The organism is Streptomyces maremycinicus (assembly GCF_001184025.1).
Classification (GTDB): Bacteria; Actinomycetota; Actinomycetes; order Streptomycetales; family Streptomycetaceae; genus Streptomyces; species Streptomyces maremycinicus.
Map to the genome: position 1 here is coordinate 919,380 of NZ_BBYG01000008.1, position 14,480 is coordinate 933,859.

The following is a 14,480-nucleotide window of genomic DNA, read 5'->3' on the forward strand; positions in this document are numbered from 1 at the left end:
AGCAGGCCCCACTCATCTAGAAAAACCTCGGATCGTCGAAGACACCGGACGCGACGAGATACACGTAGAAGTCGGCGAGCGACACGCTCACCAGCGACACCCACGCCAGCAGCATGTGATGGGCGTTGAGCTTCCCCACGAACCGCCAGGCCCGGTAGCGCACGGGGTGCCTGGAGAAGTGCTTCAGCTGGCCGCCGACGATGTGCCGGCAGGAGTGACAGGAGATGGTGTACGCCCAGATCAGCGCGATGTTGACCAGGAAGACCAGGGTTCCGAGACCCATGTGCCCCCACGCGTAGTGCTCGTCACGGAAGGCGAGCACGGTGTCGTAGGTGAGGATCCCGGCGACCAGGATCGCGGCGTAGAAGAAGTACCGGTGGATGTTCTGGAGGATCAGCGGGAAGCGGGTCTCGCCGGTGTACTTCCTGTGCGGCTCGGCCACCGCGCAGGCGGGCGGGGACGCCCAGAAGCCGCGGTAGTAGGCCTTGCGGTAGTAGTAGCAGGTCAGGCGGAAGCCGAGCGGGAAGATCAGGATGAGGATCGCGGGGGACAGGCCCCACCAGCCGCCGAACAGCTCCCAGTTGGGTCCGGAGCGCATGCTCTGGCAGTTCTCCGCCAGGCACGGGGAGAAGAAGGGCGAGACGTACGGCGCCGCGTAGTAGTCCGCGTTCGCGAAGGCCCGCCAGGTCGAGTAGACGATGAACGCCAGCAGGCCGGCGGCGGTGGCCGCGGGAGCCAGCCACCAGCGGTCGGTCCGCAGATGAGGAGCGGCGATCGCGGCGCGTCCCGCGCCGCGTACGCCGCTCGGGGGACGGTGGTCCGTGGGTGAGGGTTCCGTACCAGTGGCCAACTCAGGACTCCGGTCGGGTCAGGGGGCGTGCCGGCCCCGGGCGCCGAGTCCCTCGTCGTCCGTGTCGATCCACAGGGAGTCGTCGTACGGGGTGTCGGGGATGGTGACGAGCTCGGGCCTGCGCGGCGAGCCGGGCTGGGAGGCGGCCTCGCGCAGCAGCGCGACGCTCTCCCTGAGATGCTCGGCGTCGGTACGCACCCGGCGCATTTCCAGGCCGCCGCTGCCGAGCTGCTGTTCCAGGCGACCGACGGACCGGGAGAGGTCGTCGAGGCAGCGCTGAGCCGTCGTCAGATCGTCGTGCACGGACATGAGCAGTCCTCGCTTCCGTGTGGGCCGGGCCCTGGACGGCAACGTTCATGCGCCTGCGAGTGTTGCGCGTCACACCGGTCGATGTGAAGGCGTGTGCAGCGATTGGCGGGTGCGTTGCTCCGCACGAGTGGCCTTGGCGGGCCGCGCCGCCGTGTCGCCCACGGCAGGCGAACCCTTTCCTCTTCAGTGAGCAATAGATCTGATCAACTCCAAAATACCGCCAAACGTGATCAAAACGCACCCACGTCGACGTATGCGCGTCCAGGTTTCCGGGGTGTTCGGGTCACCGGCGGCAGCGGCTCACCGGAGGTACCAGAGATGTCCCACGACGGCGTCGGCCCGCGCGCGGTGATGCGCTCGGTCGCCTTCCTCACCGCGGGCGCGCTCGCGGTGCCCCTGCTGTCCGGCTGTGGCTCCGCGGACGAGGCGGGCAAGCCCCTGGCCCGCCAGGACATCGCCCCGGCCGGCCGCGCCCGGGTCGCCGAGGGCGGCACCCTGCGCTGGGCGGTGGACGCGGTCCCGGAGACCTTCAACACCTTCCAGTCGGACGCCGACGCCACGACCACGCGGGTCGCCCAGGCCGTCCTGCCCTCGATGTACCGGCTCGACGCGACGGGGCGCCCGCAGCGCGACTCCGACTACCTGGAGTCCGCCAAGGTCGTCGACACCGAGCCCAAGCAGGTCGTGCTGTACAAGCTGAACCAGCAGGCCGTCTGGAGCGACGGCCGGGAGATCGGCGCCGCCGACTTCGCCGCCCAGTGGCGGGCCCTGGCGGGCAAGGACAGCGCCTACTGGACCGCCCGCAACGCCGGCTACGAGCGCATCGAGAAGATCGAGCGCGGGGCCAACGACCTCGAGGTCCGGGTCACCTTCAAGCGGACCTACGCCGACTGGCGGTCGCTGTTCTCCCCGCTGTACCCCAAGGACGTCATGGGCACGCCCGACGCGTTCAACGACGCCGCGCGCCGCAAGCTGAAGGTGACCGCAGGGCCGTTCGTGGTGAAGAAGGTCGACCGCAAGAAGAAGCAGGTCCAGCTCACCCGCAACGCCCGCTGGTGGGGCCGGCCGGCCAAGCTCACCGAGATCGTGCTGACGGCCGTCCCGCGGGACGAGCGGGCGTCCGCGCTGGCCGCCGGGAAGATCGATCTGGCCGAGATCGACCCTGCCGCCGCTCAGCGCATCGACGGCGCCGCGAACGGCACGGCCGGACCGCTCGCCGGGCCCGGCTCCGGGCGCACCGCCGCCAAGGCGCTGCGTTCCTGGGCGCTCGCCCACGGCTCGGACGAGGACACGGCCGAGGACGAGGTCGAGGCCCGCAGCGAGCTGACCGAGGCGATCGCGAAGTGGGAGCAGCAGCAGAAGGCGCTGCGCGACTACGAGGTGCGCAGATCGCTGGAGCCGGCGTACACACAGCTGGCGCTGAACGGCGCGGACGGCCCGCTGGCGGACGAGCGGGTGCGGAGGGCCGTCGCCCGCGCGCTGGACCGCAAGGCGCTGGCGAAGGTCGTGCTGAAGCCGCTGGGGCTGCCCGCGGAGCCCGTCGGCAGCCACCTGGCGCTGGCCGGGCAGGACGCGTACGCCGACAACAGCGGGGCGCTCGGCGGCCAGGACACCACCGAGGCGCAGGCGCTGCTCGCGGACGCCGGATGGGTGCCCGGTGGCCCGGTCGAGAAGCAGGAGAAGGGCGAGAAGGCGGCGGGGTCGGAGGGGAAGAAGGCGGGCTCGGGCGGCAAGGGCAAGGAGAAGGACTCCGACGACGACTCCGCGGACGGCGACGACACGTACATCGTCGGTGCCGACGACAAGGCGCGGGGTACGGCGGTCCGCGAGGAGAGGCCGCGGCTCATCGAAGGGGAGAGCGCGCGCAGGAGCGAGGACGGCGGACGGCAGCTCGCCCAGGACGGCAAGCAGTTCAAGCAGGTGCGCCAGGGCGGCGCCCAAGGCGCCTACGCCCCGAAGGGCACCGCGGCGCCGGCCGCGGCCCCCGCCAAGGCGCTGGCCAAGGACGGCAAGGCGCTCAGCCTGCGGTTCGTGCTGCCGTCCGGCCCGGGGTCGGAGCCGCTGGCGGCGGTCGCCGAGCGGATCACGAGGATGCTGGCGAAGGTCGGCATCGGCACGGAGATCACCAAGGTCCCGGACGAGAGCTACTTCAAGGACCACATCGCCTCCGGTCAGTACGACCTCGCGCTGTACTCCTGGCCCGGGTCCGCCTTCCCCGCCACCGACGCCCGGCCGATCTACGCCAAGCCGGTGCCGGCCGCCGACGGCTCGCTGAGCGTCGAGCAGAACTACACCCGGGTCGGCACCGATCAGGTCGATCAACTGTTCGAACAGGCTGTCTCGACGCTGGACGAGGAAGAGAAGCGGTCCCTGATCCGCAAGGCCGACTCCCGCATCTGGGCGGCTGCCGGATCGATTCCTCTCTACCAGCGCCCCCAGCTCACCGCGGTACGGAAGAACGTGGTCAACGCGGGTGCGTTCGGCTTCCAGACCCCTGTCTACGAGGACATGGGCTTCCTGAAGAAGGGCGCGCGGACGGGCGCGAAGGCCTCCGCGAGCCCCTCCCGGAAGTGAGTTCGCGATGAGCTGGAAGTGAGCCGAGTGGCCCTGCGGGGGCCGTCCCCCGCCGGGCCACGTACCATGGGGTGAGGCCGTGGCGTGTCAAGCCCGGCAGGGCCCGCGTAACACGTACGCAGCAGGGTCGCCCTCACACTCCGGGAGAACGCCGCTTTATGGCCACGCGCCACGACATCCGCAACGTAGCCATCGTCGCCCACGTCGACCACGGCAAGACGACTCTCGTCGACGCCATGCTCAAGCAGGCCGGCGCCTTCGCCGCGCACGCAGCAGAGTCGCTCGACGACCGCATGATGGACTCGAACGACCTGGAGCGTGAGAAGGGCATCACGATCCTCGCCAAGAACACGGCGGTGAAGTACCACCCCAAGGACGGGGGGGACGTCATCACCATCAACATCATCGACACCCCCGGTCACGCCGACTTCGGCGGCGAGGTGGAGCGCGGCCTGTCGATGGTCGACGCCGTCGTGCTGCTGGTGGACGCCTCCGAGGGTCCGCTGCCGCAGACCCGCTTCGTGCTGCGCAAGGCCCTCCAGGCCCGCCTGCCCGTCATCCTGTGCATCAACAAGACGGACCGGCCGGACTCGCGCATCGACGAGGTCGTCAACGAGGCCTACGACCTCTTCCTCGACCTCGACGCCGACGAGGACCAGATCGAGTTCCCGATCGTCTACGCCTGCGCGCGGGACGGCGTCGCCTCGCTGACCAAGCCGGAGGACGGCACGGTCCCGCAGGACAGCGACAGCCTGGAGCCCTTCTTCTCCACCATCCTGTCCCACGTCCCGGCTCCGGAGTTCGACGAGGCGGCCCCGCTCCAGGCGCACGTCACCAACCTGGACGCCGACAACTTCCTCGGCCGGATCGCGCTGCTGCGCGTCGAGCAGGGCGAGCTGCGCAAGGGCCAGACCGTCACGTGGATCAAGCGCGACGGCACCATGTCCAACGTGCGCATCACCGAGCTGCTGATGACCGAGGCGCTCACCCGCAAGCCGGCCGAGAAGGCGGGCCCCGGTGACATCTGCGCCGTCGCCGGTATCCCGGAGATCATGATCGGCGAGACCCTCGCCGACCCCGAGAACCCGATCGCGCTGCCGCTCATCACGGTCGACGAGCCGGCCATCTCGATGACCATCGGCACCAACACCTCGCCGCTGGTCGGCCGGGGCGGCACCGGCAAGGGCGCGGAGAACAAGGCCGCGGTCAAGGACCGCAAGGTCACCGCCCGCCAGGTCAAGGACCGCCTCGACCGCGAGCTGGTCGGTAACGTCTCGCTCCGCGTCCTGGACACCGAGCGCCCCGACGCCTGGGAGGTGCAGGGCCGCGGCGAGCTGGCGCTGGCCATCCTGGTCGAGCAGATGCGCCGCGAGGGCTTCGAGCTGACCATCGGCAAGCCGCAGGTCGTCACGAAGGACGTCGACGGCAAGGTCTACGAGCCCGTCGAGCGCATGACGATCGACGTGCCCGAGGAGCACATGGGCGCGGTCACGCAGCTCATGGGCGTCCGCAAGGGCCGGATGGACAACATGTCCAACCACGGCTCGGGCTGGGTCCGCATGGAGTTCGTCGTGCCCTCCCGCGGTCTCATCGGCTTCCGTACCGAGTTCCTGACCGGTACGCGCGGCACGGGTATCGCCCACTCCATCCACGAGGGTCACGAGCCCTGGTTCGGCACGCTGACGACCCGTAACAACGGTTCGCTGGTCGCCGACCGCTCGGGTGCCGTCACCGCGTTCGCGATGACGAACCTCCAGGAGCGCGGCGTGCTGTTCACCGACCCCGGCACCGAGGTGTACGAGGGCATGATCGTCGGCGAGAACTCGCGCTCCGACGACATGGACGTGAACATCACCAAGGAGAAGAAGCTCACGAACATGCGGTCCTCGTCGGCCGACTCGTTCGAGGCGATCGTGCCGCCGCGCAAGCTGTCGCTGGAGCAGTCGCTGGAGTTCTGCCGCGACGACGAGTGCGTCGAGGTGACCCCGGAGGCGGTTCGCATCCGCAAGGTCGTGCTCGACCAGCGTGACCGCGCCCGCACCGCGAGCCGCGCCAAGCACGGCTGATCCGCGGGTAGCTCACCGCCGCAGCACACTTCGAAGCCCGGGTGTCCCCATCGTGGGGATGCCCGGGCTTTTCGCAACCCGTTTTCCGGAGTCCTCGCGGTGACGTCTGTCCGCAATGCGGAGATCGTCGCCCGATAGCCATGTAACAAGTCCGTTTCGCGGCCTTCTCGCGCCAGAGGCTTTGTCCGGATTTTGGAAGATCTAGGCGTCAGCTGTGACTGAATTGAGATTTAAAGACAGTGGTCGGCACATGGCGCATGCCAGATAGTTAGCCGCGTAACGCTCGGGTCAATGGGTCTCGCGCTGTGGGGACAGCGCCGACTCGCGAGCACCAGGGGGTGTCTGACCCTCCGTCAGGGGTGTCGGAGGTCGGACGAACGCCCCCTCCTGTCGGTGAACACGTGGAGTCACAAGGAGGATCCCCATGCCAGTCAACCGGCCCATGCGGTCCATCACCGGTCTGTCCCTGCCCGCCCGCGGCGACTGTCACTGACCTGAAACTCCGGCCGCTCATCGCGGCCGTCCGGCTACGCGCGTCCGGCTGCGGCTTCTTCCGAGCCGTCCGTGCGGCGCGTTCCGGCGTCCCTTCATGCACCGATCGGCGATCACGTGGCGGCAGCCCGCGTCCGTCGCCGGCTCGGCACACCCACACCCGTGAAGTGAAATGGGCGAACTGTGACAAGTCCTACCGACATCGAGGGCGGCGGTACGTCGGTCGTGGTCGACGGCGACCAGGAGCCGGCGGCGGTGCCCGAGGCCGAGGTGCCCGTGGGCCGGTCCCCCGGTCAGCTCATGTGGCTCCGCTTCAAGCGGGACCGCACGGGCGTGATCTCCGCCTACGTCGTGCTGTTGTTCTTCCTGGTGGGCCTGCTCGCCCCGCTGATCGCGAAGCTCTACGGCAACAACCCGTACACCGTGTACGCGGACGAACGGCCGGAGTTGTTCGACAGCGCGGGTGTGCCGGTACAGCCCAACGGTGGGATCAGCGGCGAGTTCTGGTTCGGCCTGGAACCGGGCAACGGCTACGACGTCTTCACCAAGCTGCTCTACGGAATCCGCAACTCCCTGGGCATCTCCCTCGCGGTCACCCTCGCCACCGTGCTGACCGGCATCGTCCTCGGGGTCGCCGCCGGATATCTCGGCGGCAGGACGGACTTCCTGATCAGCCGGGTGATCGACTTCCTGCTCGCCATCCCGGCCCAGCTGTTCTTCATCGCGAGCATGCCGGTCGTGGTCTCCCTGTTCGTCAGCCCGCGCGACGAGACGCCCGTCTACGTCCGGGTCGTCGCCCTGATCTCGGTGCAGTGGTTCCTCGGCTGGATGAGCCTCGGCCGCATCCTGCGCGGCACCAGCCTCGCCCTGCGGGAACGGGAGTTCATCGAGGCCGCGAAGGTGAGCGGGGCGCCACCGGGGCGGATCATCCGCAAGGAGATCCTGCCCAACGTGGTCACGCCGATCCTGGTGCAGGCCACGTACATGCTGCCGAACTTCGTGACCGCCGAGGCCGGACTGTCCTTCCTCGGCGTGGGACTGGTCGAACCGACGCCGGACTGGGGCCAGATGTTCTCCAAGGCGGCGACCGAACTCGTGATGCAGAACGACATCACCTACATGTTCTTCCCCGGTGTCTCGATGATCATCTTCATCGTGGCGTTCAACCTGCTCGGGGACTCGGTCAGAGACGCCTTCGACCCCAAGACGGCGCGCTGATCCGCACATCACGTCTTCTCGATTCACAGACTGCTGGACTCAAAGAGATGGGTGGGAAACGAGTGATGGGTAAGGGTGGACGCCGCGCGTACGCCGCGCTCTCGCTGGTCGCCGCCGGAGCGCTCGTGCTCTCCGGTTGCAGCGAGGGCGGCAGCAAGGAAGGCAGCAACAAGGACGACAAGGAGAACGCCCAACGGCAGCAGTCCTCCATCGACTTCGGCGACGCGAAGGCCTCGACCGGACCGGCCGCCGAGGTCCCCGGCGCCAAACCCGGAGGCACGGTCACCGTTCTCCAGAGAGACAGCTACGCGCACCTCGACCCCGGACAGATCTACGTCTCCGACGAGATGGCGCTGTCGCAGCTCATCCACCGCGGTCTGACCGGATACAAGGCGACCAGCGAGGACGGCAAGAAGCACGAGGTCGTCGGCGACCTGGCCACCGACAGCGGCACCACCACCGACGGCGGCAAGACCTGGAAGTACACGCTGAAGGACGGGGTGAAGTGGGCCGACGGCTCCGCGATCACCGCCACCGACGTGCGCCACACCTTCGAGCGGCTGTTCGCGCCGTTCGTCGCCAACGGCCCGACCTTCATCCAGCAGTGGCTCGCCGACACGCCGGGCACCGGCTACCGCGACCTGCTCAAGGGCGGCCCGTACGGCGGCAAGCACCTGCCGGACACCATCCTGGAGACGCCGGACGCGAAGACGATCGTCTTCAAGTTCAAGAAGGCCAAGCCCGACCTGCCGTACGCGCTGGCCATGGCCGGCTACTCGCTCGTCTCCAAGGCGAAGGACACCAAGGAGAAGTACGACAAGGCCCCGATGACCGCGGGCCCGTACAAGATCCAGGACTTCAAGTCCGGCAAGTCGATGGTCCTGGTGAAGAACACCAACTGGGACCCGAAGACCGACCCGATCCGGCACCAGTACATCGACCGGTTCACCTTCGCGTTCAACAAGCAGTACGAGGACTCCACCAAGGCCATCCTCGACGACTCCGGGGCCAACGCCACCGCGGTCAGCTTCAACAACGAGGTCGACGCGGGCAACCTGTCCAAGGTCCTCGCCGACGCGACGCTGAAGTCCCGCACCGTCGCCGGCTACCAGCCGTACGTGGGTCAGATCGACATCAACCTGTCCCAGAAGGAGATGCAGGACAAGACGGTCCGTGAGGCCATCGCCTACGCCCTGCCGATCACCCCGTTCGTGCGCGCCTTCGGCGGTACCGCGGCCCGCGAGGTCGCCGGCGGTCTGATCAGCCCGACCGTCTCCGGCTACAACCCGAACTTCGACCCGTTCGGCAAGAAGAAGAAGCCCGCCGGTGACCCGGCCAAGGCCAAGGAACTCCTGGAGAAGGCCGGCAAGGTCGGTCTGAAGCTGACCTTCGGCTACATCAACACCCCCGAGGGCCAGCAGTACTCCACCGCCATGGCCGCGGGTCTGGAGAAGGCCGGCTTCGACGTCCAGCGCCAGGAGATCCCGGCCGAGACGTACTACGACCAGGTCGGCAAGGTGAAGAACAACTTCGACATCTACCACACCGCGTGGGGCGCCGACTGGCCGAGCGCGTCGACCGTCATCCCGCCGCTGTACGACGGACGCCAGATCCAGGACGGCGCCGCGAACTACTCGCACATCAACGACCCGAAGGTGAACGCCGACATCGACAAGGCGAGCACCATCACCGACCCGGTCAAGGCCGCCGAGGCCTGGAACAAGATCAACGAGTACATCGTGAAGGACGTCGTCTCCAACATCCCGACGGCGTACTACAAGCAGACCCAGATCGCCGGTTCGAAGATCGGCGGCCTCGTGTACGACGACGTCATCGGCGGCATCGACCCGCGCAGGCTGTTTGTGAAGTAACCCCTTCCCGAGCGCGGCGCCCGGTGCGTCCCGTCCCGTGTCAGCGACGGGGCGCACCGGCCCGCACGGCCCTTTGAGCCGGCTCCACGAGCCGGCCTCACGAGCCCGAAAGCTGCCACTGAGATGCTGCGCTTCCTCCTTCGCCGGACCCTCGGATCGCTGGTGATCCTGGTCCTGCTGACCGTCGTCGCCTTCCTGCTGTTCTTCGGCATGCCCCGGGACCCGGCGCTGCTGATGTGCGGCAAGACGTGCACGCCCGACGCGCTGGCGAACATCCACCGCACGCTCGGCATCGACAAGTCGATCCCCGAGCAGTTCTGGATCTTCCTCCAGGGGCTGGTCGCGGGCCGGGACGACTTCGCCCAGGGGCCCTGCCCCGCCCCCTGTTTCGGCTACTCGTACCACACCAACGAGCAGGTCTGGTCGACCCTGATGGACCGGCTGCCGCTCACCGTCTCGCTCGCGCTCGGCGCCACCGTCGTCTTCCTGTTCGTCGGACTCGGCACCGGCATGCTGGCCGCCTGGCGGCGCGGCACGCTCATCGACAAGTCGTTCACCGCGGGCTCCATGGTGCTCAGCTCGATGCAGATCTACTTCCTGGGCCCGCTGGCCCTCGCCGTGCTGGTGTACCAGACCCATCTGTTCGACGAACCCCGGTACACCGAGCTCACCCAGGATCCCGTGGCCTGGTTCACCGGGCTGATGATCCCCTGGGTCGTGCTGTCCACGATCTTCGCCGCGCAGTACACCCGTATGGCGCGCTCGTCGATGATCGAGCAGCTCCAGGAGGAGCACATCCGCACCGCCCGCGCCAAGGGGATGAGCCGGCGGTACGTCTTCTTCCGGTACGCCTGGCGGGGCTCCCTCATCCCGATCGTCACCATCCTCGGCATCGACCTCTCCTCGATGCTCGGCGGCGCGATCATCACCGAGTACACCTTCGGACTGCCCGGCCTCGGGCATCTCGCGGTGGAGTCCGTGCAGTTCAGCGACCTTCCGCTGCTGCTGGGCGTGATGCTCTTCGCCGCCGCCGTGATCCTGCTGTGCAACATCGTCGTCGACGCCTGTTACGCCTTCATCGACCCGCGCGTACGGCTGTCCTAGGCCGTTTCCCGGCCTGTCGTCAGGAGCTTTGTCGTGACCACTGTGACCAAGGAGGCCGGGGCGCCCGTCCCGGCCGACGCGGGCGCGTTCCTCTCGGTGCGGGACCTGCACGTCAGTTTCGCCACCGAGGACGGCGCCGTCCGGGCCGTCGACGGGCTCTCCTTCGACCTCGAACGGGGCCGCACGCTCGGCATCGTCGGCGAGTCCGGATCCGGGAAGTCCGTCACCAACCTCACCGTCCTCGGGCTGCACAACCCGATGTTCACCACCGTCGAGGGCGAGATCCTGCTGGAGGGCCAGGAGCTGACCACGGCCCGGGAGTCGGAACTGGAGCGACTGCGCGGCAACAAGGTCGCGATGATCTTCCAGGACCCGCTCACCGCGCTCTCCCCGTACTACACCGTCGGCCGGCAGATCGCCGAGCCGTACATGAAGCACCGGGGCGCCTCGAAGAAGGCCGCCTGGGAGCGCACGGTGGAGATGCTCGGCAAGGTCGGCATCCCCAACCCCCGGGAACGGGCGAAGGACTACCCCCACCAGTTCTCCGGCGGTATGCGCCAGCGCGCGATGATCGCGATGGCGCTGGTCTGCGACCCCGACCTGCTGATCGCCGACGAGCCGACCACCGCGCTGGACGTCACCGTCCAGGCGCAGATCCTCGACCTGCTCAAGGACCTCCAGCGGGAGTTCGGCACCGCGATCATCTTCATCACGCACGACCTGGGCGTCATCGCCGACATGGCCGACGACATCATGGTGATGTACGCGGGCAGCGCGGTCGAGCGCGGGACGACCGAACAGGTGCTGCGCTCGCCGCAACACCCCTACACCTGGGGCCTGCTGAACTCCATGCCCCGGCTGGACTCGGACCTGGGCACGCCGCTCGCCCCGATCCCCGGCGCCCCGCCGTCGCTGCTGAACCCGCCCTCCGGCTGCCGGTTCCACCCCCGCTGCACCTTCCGGGACCGGGTCGGCGGCGACCGCTGTGTCACCGAACGTCCCCTGCTGGCCCCGGACCGCGCCGCCGCCTGCCATCTCACGGCGGAACAGAAGCGGTCCATCTTCGTGGACGAGATCAGGCCCCGGCTGGGGTAGGGGCAGGACCCCGAGGAGAAGGCAGAGGAGCAGGTACGTGAAGAAGGGCCAGGAGGAGCACGTGAAGGAAGAGGAACTCGTACTCCCCGCCCCGCGCGCGGCGGACGCCGGCGGCGAGGGCGACGGCGAGGATCTGCTCGTCGTGACGGGGCTCACCAAGCACTTCCCGGTCAAGGGCGGCTTCCCGATCCGGCGCACGGTCGGTCAGGTGCAGGCCGTGGACGGCATCGACCTGAGCGTGCGGGCCGGCGAGAGCTTCGGCCTGGTGGGGGAGTCGGGGTGCGGCAAGTCCACCACCGGGCGGCTGATCACGCGGCTCCTGGAGCCCACGGCCGGGACGATCACGTATCGCGGGCAGGACATCTCGCACGCCTCGCGCCGGCAGCTGGCGCCGATCCGGTCCGAGATCCAGATGATCTTCCAGGACCCCTACTCCTCCCTCAACCCCCGGCAGACCGTCGGCAAGATCATCTCCGGGCCGATGGAGGTCAACGGGATCGAGCCCGAGGGCGGCCGGGAGAAGCGGGTGCGCGAGCTGCTGGAGATCGTGGGTCTCAACCCCGAGCACTACAACCGCTTCCCGCACGAATTCTCCGGCGGCCAGCGGCAACGGATCGGGGTCGCCCGGGCGCTGGCGCTCGAGCCGAAGCTGATCGTGGCCGACGAGCCGGTCTCCGCGCTGGACGTGTCGATCCAGGCGCAGGTGGTCAACCTGCTCCAGCAGGTGCGGCAGGAACTCGGCATCGCGTTCCTGTTCATCGCCCACGACCTGGCCGTCGTGCGGCACTTCTCGCAGCGGGTGGCCGTCATGTACCTCGGGAAGATCATCGAGGTCGGCGACCGTGACTCCATCTACACCCGGCCGCGGCACCCGTACACCCACGCGCTGCTCTCCGCGGTGCCCGAGGTGAACGTGGCCGGCGGGGAGACGGTCGCACGGGAGCGGATCCGGCTCGCCGGGGACGTGCCGTCGCCCATCGCCCCGCCCTCGGGCTGCCGGTTCCGGACCAGGTGCTGGAAGGCGCAGGACAAGTGCGCGGCCGAGGAGCCGCCGCTGGTGCGGATCTCCGGGAACCACGAGGGGCATCTGACGGCCTGCCACTTTCCGGAGGAGCCGACGATCGAGGGGCGTGAGGAGGACATCGTGCTGGATCCGGCGCTGGCCGCGCTGGAGGAAGGGGCGGGGTGAGGGGCCGTCCCGGCGGGGGGTGAGGTTGGGGTTGGCTGCGGGGTGTTGTGGCTGGGTGCGCGGTTCCCCGCGCCCCCGGGGGTGGTTGCGGTGTGTGTCGGGTGCGGGTGGGTGGGGCTTCTCGCGCGGTTCCCCGCGCCCCTATGGTGCGCAGTTCCCCGCACCCCTATGGTGCGCAGTTCCCCGCACCCCTATGGTGCGCGGTTCCCCGCGGCCCTGGGGTGCGCGGTTTCCTGTGCTGCTGGGGCGCGGGTCTCCGGGGGCTGTGGGGCTGCTCGGGGTCAGCGGGTCGGGGTGGCCACGGTGATGATCTCCGGGCTGGTTCGGGTCAGGGGGGCTCGGTTCCAGTTTCCGTACTGCCGGTCCACTCGCAGGCCCGCCTCCGCCAGGAAACCGGTCAGGCTCCCCGGGGTGAGGAAGCGGAGGGTGGCGCGGCCGGCGTGGGGGCGGGGCCAGCCGGGGGAGTCGAAGGTCTCCGTGAACGTGACGCGGTCGCCCGAGGGTTCGCCCTGCACCTCGTGCCAGACCCGTACGACCCGGCCGTCCGGGCCGGTGACCTCGCGGACGTGGTCCGGGGTCCAGCTCTCCCAGGGCCGCGCGGCCGGATTGCGGGTCTCGAACACGAACCGTCCGCCGTCGCCCAGGGCGGACCGTACGGCGCGCAGCGCGGTGCGCAGTTCCTCGTCGCCGAGCAGTACCTGGAAGGCGTGGCCCGTCATGATCACGAGGTCGTACTCGCCCTGCCACAGCCGGATGCCGAGGTCCCCGAGCAGCCACTCCACCGCGGGCGCCCGGCGCCGGGCCTGTACGAGCATCGCGGCCGCCGGGTCGAGGCCGGTGAGCCGCCCCGGGTGTCCGTCCGACGCGGCCCGCGCGAGCAGCCGGCCGGTACCGCAGCCGACGTCGAGCACCGCGTCGGCGGATCGGACCAGGTTCAGGTAGAAGTCGTCGTCCGGCCCCCACGGATTGATGCTGTCGTACAGCGCGGCGAGTGTCAGATCCGCGAACGAATGATCGACCACCGCGGCAGTGTGCCACACCTCGGTGCGCACAGGGCAAGATCCAGAACATCGCAATCCCGCTCGACAGGCGGGCCGGGGGCCGGACATGCTCTGCGCGATGACGAGAACAGACGACATGCCTCCCGGGTGGGACGAGCGCACCCAGCTCACCACCTTCCTCGACTACGCCCGCGACACCGCGCGCGCCAAGTGCGAGGACCTCTCCGACGCGGACGCCCGCCGAGCGCCCCTGCCGGGTTCGCCGCTGATGACCCCGAGCGGCCTGGTCAACCATCTGCGCTGGGTCGAGTACTACTGGTTCCGGGTCGTGTTCCTCGGTGAGGAGGACGAGGGTCCGTGGACCGACGAGGACCCCGACCGGGAGATGCGCATCGCCGTCGACCTCCCGCTCGCGCAGGTGCTCGACGAGTACGCCGAGCACGCCGCGCGGCACCGCGAACTGGTCGCCGGGCACGACCTCGACACCACGGCGCAGCGGCCGGCGCGTGACGGCCGTCATGTGGACCTGCGCTGGATCCTTCTGCACCTGATCGAGGAGACGGCCCGGCACAACGGCCACCTCGACATCCTGCGCGAGCTGATCGACGGCCGCACCGGCGTCTAGGGGGTGTCGGGCTTTGTGCCGTACTCCCCCTGGGGCCTGTTCCCGTTGCGAGCGGGTTTCCGCTGGTCGGGCCCGGGGCGAAAGGC

11 protein-coding genes are annotated in these 14,480 nt (G+C 69.2%); 8 read left to right on the plus strand and 3 right to left on the minus strand.

Annotated elements, in window-relative coordinates; all coding sequences use genetic code 11:
- Positions 1-16: 16 nt before the first annotated feature.
- A complete protein-coding gene (gene sdhC, locus AOQ37_RS04425; RefSeq protein ID WP_062641243.1) occupies positions 17-850 on the minus strand; it encodes a succinate dehydrogenase subunit SdhC in 834 nt (277 codons plus the stop codon).
- Between the two features lie 18 nt (positions 851-868).
- Positions 869-1,159, minus strand: a complete 291-nt coding sequence (locus AOQ37_RS04430; protein WP_062641244.1) for an Rv0250c family protein — start codon at positions 1,157-1,159, stop codon at positions 869-871.
- 318 nt (positions 1,160-1,477) lie between these two features.
- Here AOQ37_RS04430 and AOQ37_RS04435 point away from each other — a divergent pair, with 318 nt between their 5' ends.
- The 7 genes from AOQ37_RS04435 to AOQ37_RS04465 all read left to right on the plus strand — a co-directional run bounded on the left by AOQ37_RS04435 (position 1,478) and on the right by AOQ37_RS04465 (position 12,768).
- Entirely contained in the window at positions 1,478-3,733 is a 2,256-nt protein-coding gene (locus AOQ37_RS04435; protein WP_062641247.1) for an ABC transporter family substrate-binding protein, read from the plus strand.
- 158 nt (positions 3,734-3,891) lie between these two features.
- Positions 3,892-5,799, plus strand: a complete 1,908-nt coding sequence (typA, locus tag AOQ37_RS04440; RefSeq protein WP_062641249.1) for a translational GTPase TypA — start codon at positions 3,892-3,894, stop codon at positions 5,797-5,799.
- 675 nt (positions 5,800-6,474) lie between these two features.
- Positions 6,475-7,509, plus strand: a complete 1,035-nt coding sequence (locus tag AOQ37_RS04445) for an ABC transporter permease (protein WP_062641250.1) — start codon at positions 6,475-6,477, stop codon at positions 7,507-7,509.
- A 65-nt stretch (positions 7,510-7,574) separates the two neighbouring features.
- Positions 7,575-9,380: an ABC transporter substrate-binding protein gene (locus tag AOQ37_RS04450; RefSeq protein WP_062641251.1), complete on the plus strand. Its 1,806-nt coding sequence runs from the start codon at positions 7,575-7,577 to the stop codon at positions 9,378-9,380.
- Between the two features lie 123 nt (positions 9,381-9,503).
- Complete coding sequence (locus tag AOQ37_RS04455; RefSeq protein WP_062641253.1) at positions 9,504-10,484, plus strand: ABC transporter permease; 981 nt, start codon at positions 9,504-9,506, stop codon at positions 10,482-10,484.
- 33 nt (positions 10,485-10,517) lie between these two features.
- Positions 10,518-11,579: an ABC transporter ATP-binding protein gene (locus AOQ37_RS04460; protein ID WP_062641255.1), complete on the plus strand. Its 1,062-nt coding sequence runs from the start codon at positions 10,518-10,520 to the stop codon at positions 11,577-11,579.
- Positions 11,580-11,640: 61 nt separating this feature from the next.
- On the plus strand, positions 11,641-12,768 hold the full coding sequence (locus AOQ37_RS04465) for an ABC transporter ATP-binding protein (RefSeq protein WP_062641491.1): 1,128 nt from the start codon (positions 11,641-11,643) through the stop codon (positions 12,766-12,768).
- A 281-nt stretch (positions 12,769-13,049) separates the two neighbouring features.
- Here the strand turns inward: AOQ37_RS04465 and AOQ37_RS04470 are convergent, their stop codons facing one another.
- Entirely contained in the window at positions 13,050-13,790 is a 741-nt protein-coding gene (locus tag AOQ37_RS04470) for a class I SAM-dependent methyltransferase (RefSeq protein WP_062641493.1), read from the minus strand.
- Positions 13,791-13,887: 97 nt separating this feature from the next.
- Here AOQ37_RS04470 and AOQ37_RS04475 point away from each other — a divergent pair, with 97 nt between their 5' ends.
- Positions 13,888-14,394 (plus strand): DinB family protein, encoded by a 507-nt coding sequence (locus tag AOQ37_RS04475; protein ID WP_062641256.1) that lies wholly within the window; start codon positions 13,888-13,890, stop codon positions 14,392-14,394.
- Positions 14,395-14,480: the final 86 nt, after the last annotated feature.

Bases quoted from the DNA above. Each gene is read 5' to 3' on its own strand.
- AOQ37_RS04430 (WP_062641244.1), bottom strand. From the start codon at position 1,159: ATGTCCGTGCACGACGATCTGACGACGGCTCAGCGCTGCCTCGACGAC.
- AOQ37_RS04435 (WP_062641247.1), top strand. From the start codon at position 1,478: ATGTCCCACGACGGCGTCGGCCCGCGCGCGGTGATGCGCTCGGTCGCC.
- typA (WP_062641249.1), top strand. From the start codon at position 3,892: ATGGCCACGCGCCACGACATCCGCAACGTAGCCATCGTCGCCCACGTC.
- AOQ37_RS04450 (WP_062641251.1), top strand. From the start codon at position 7,575: ATGGGTAAGGGTGGACGCCGCGCGTACGCCGCGCTCTCGCTGGTCGCC.
- AOQ37_RS04455 (WP_062641253.1), top strand. From the start codon at position 9,504: ATGCTGCGCTTCCTCCTTCGCCGGACCCTCGGATCGCTGGTGATCCTG.
- AOQ37_RS04475 (WP_062641256.1), top strand. From the start codon at position 13,888: ATGACGAGAACAGACGACATGCCTCCCGGGTGGGACGAGCGCACCCAG.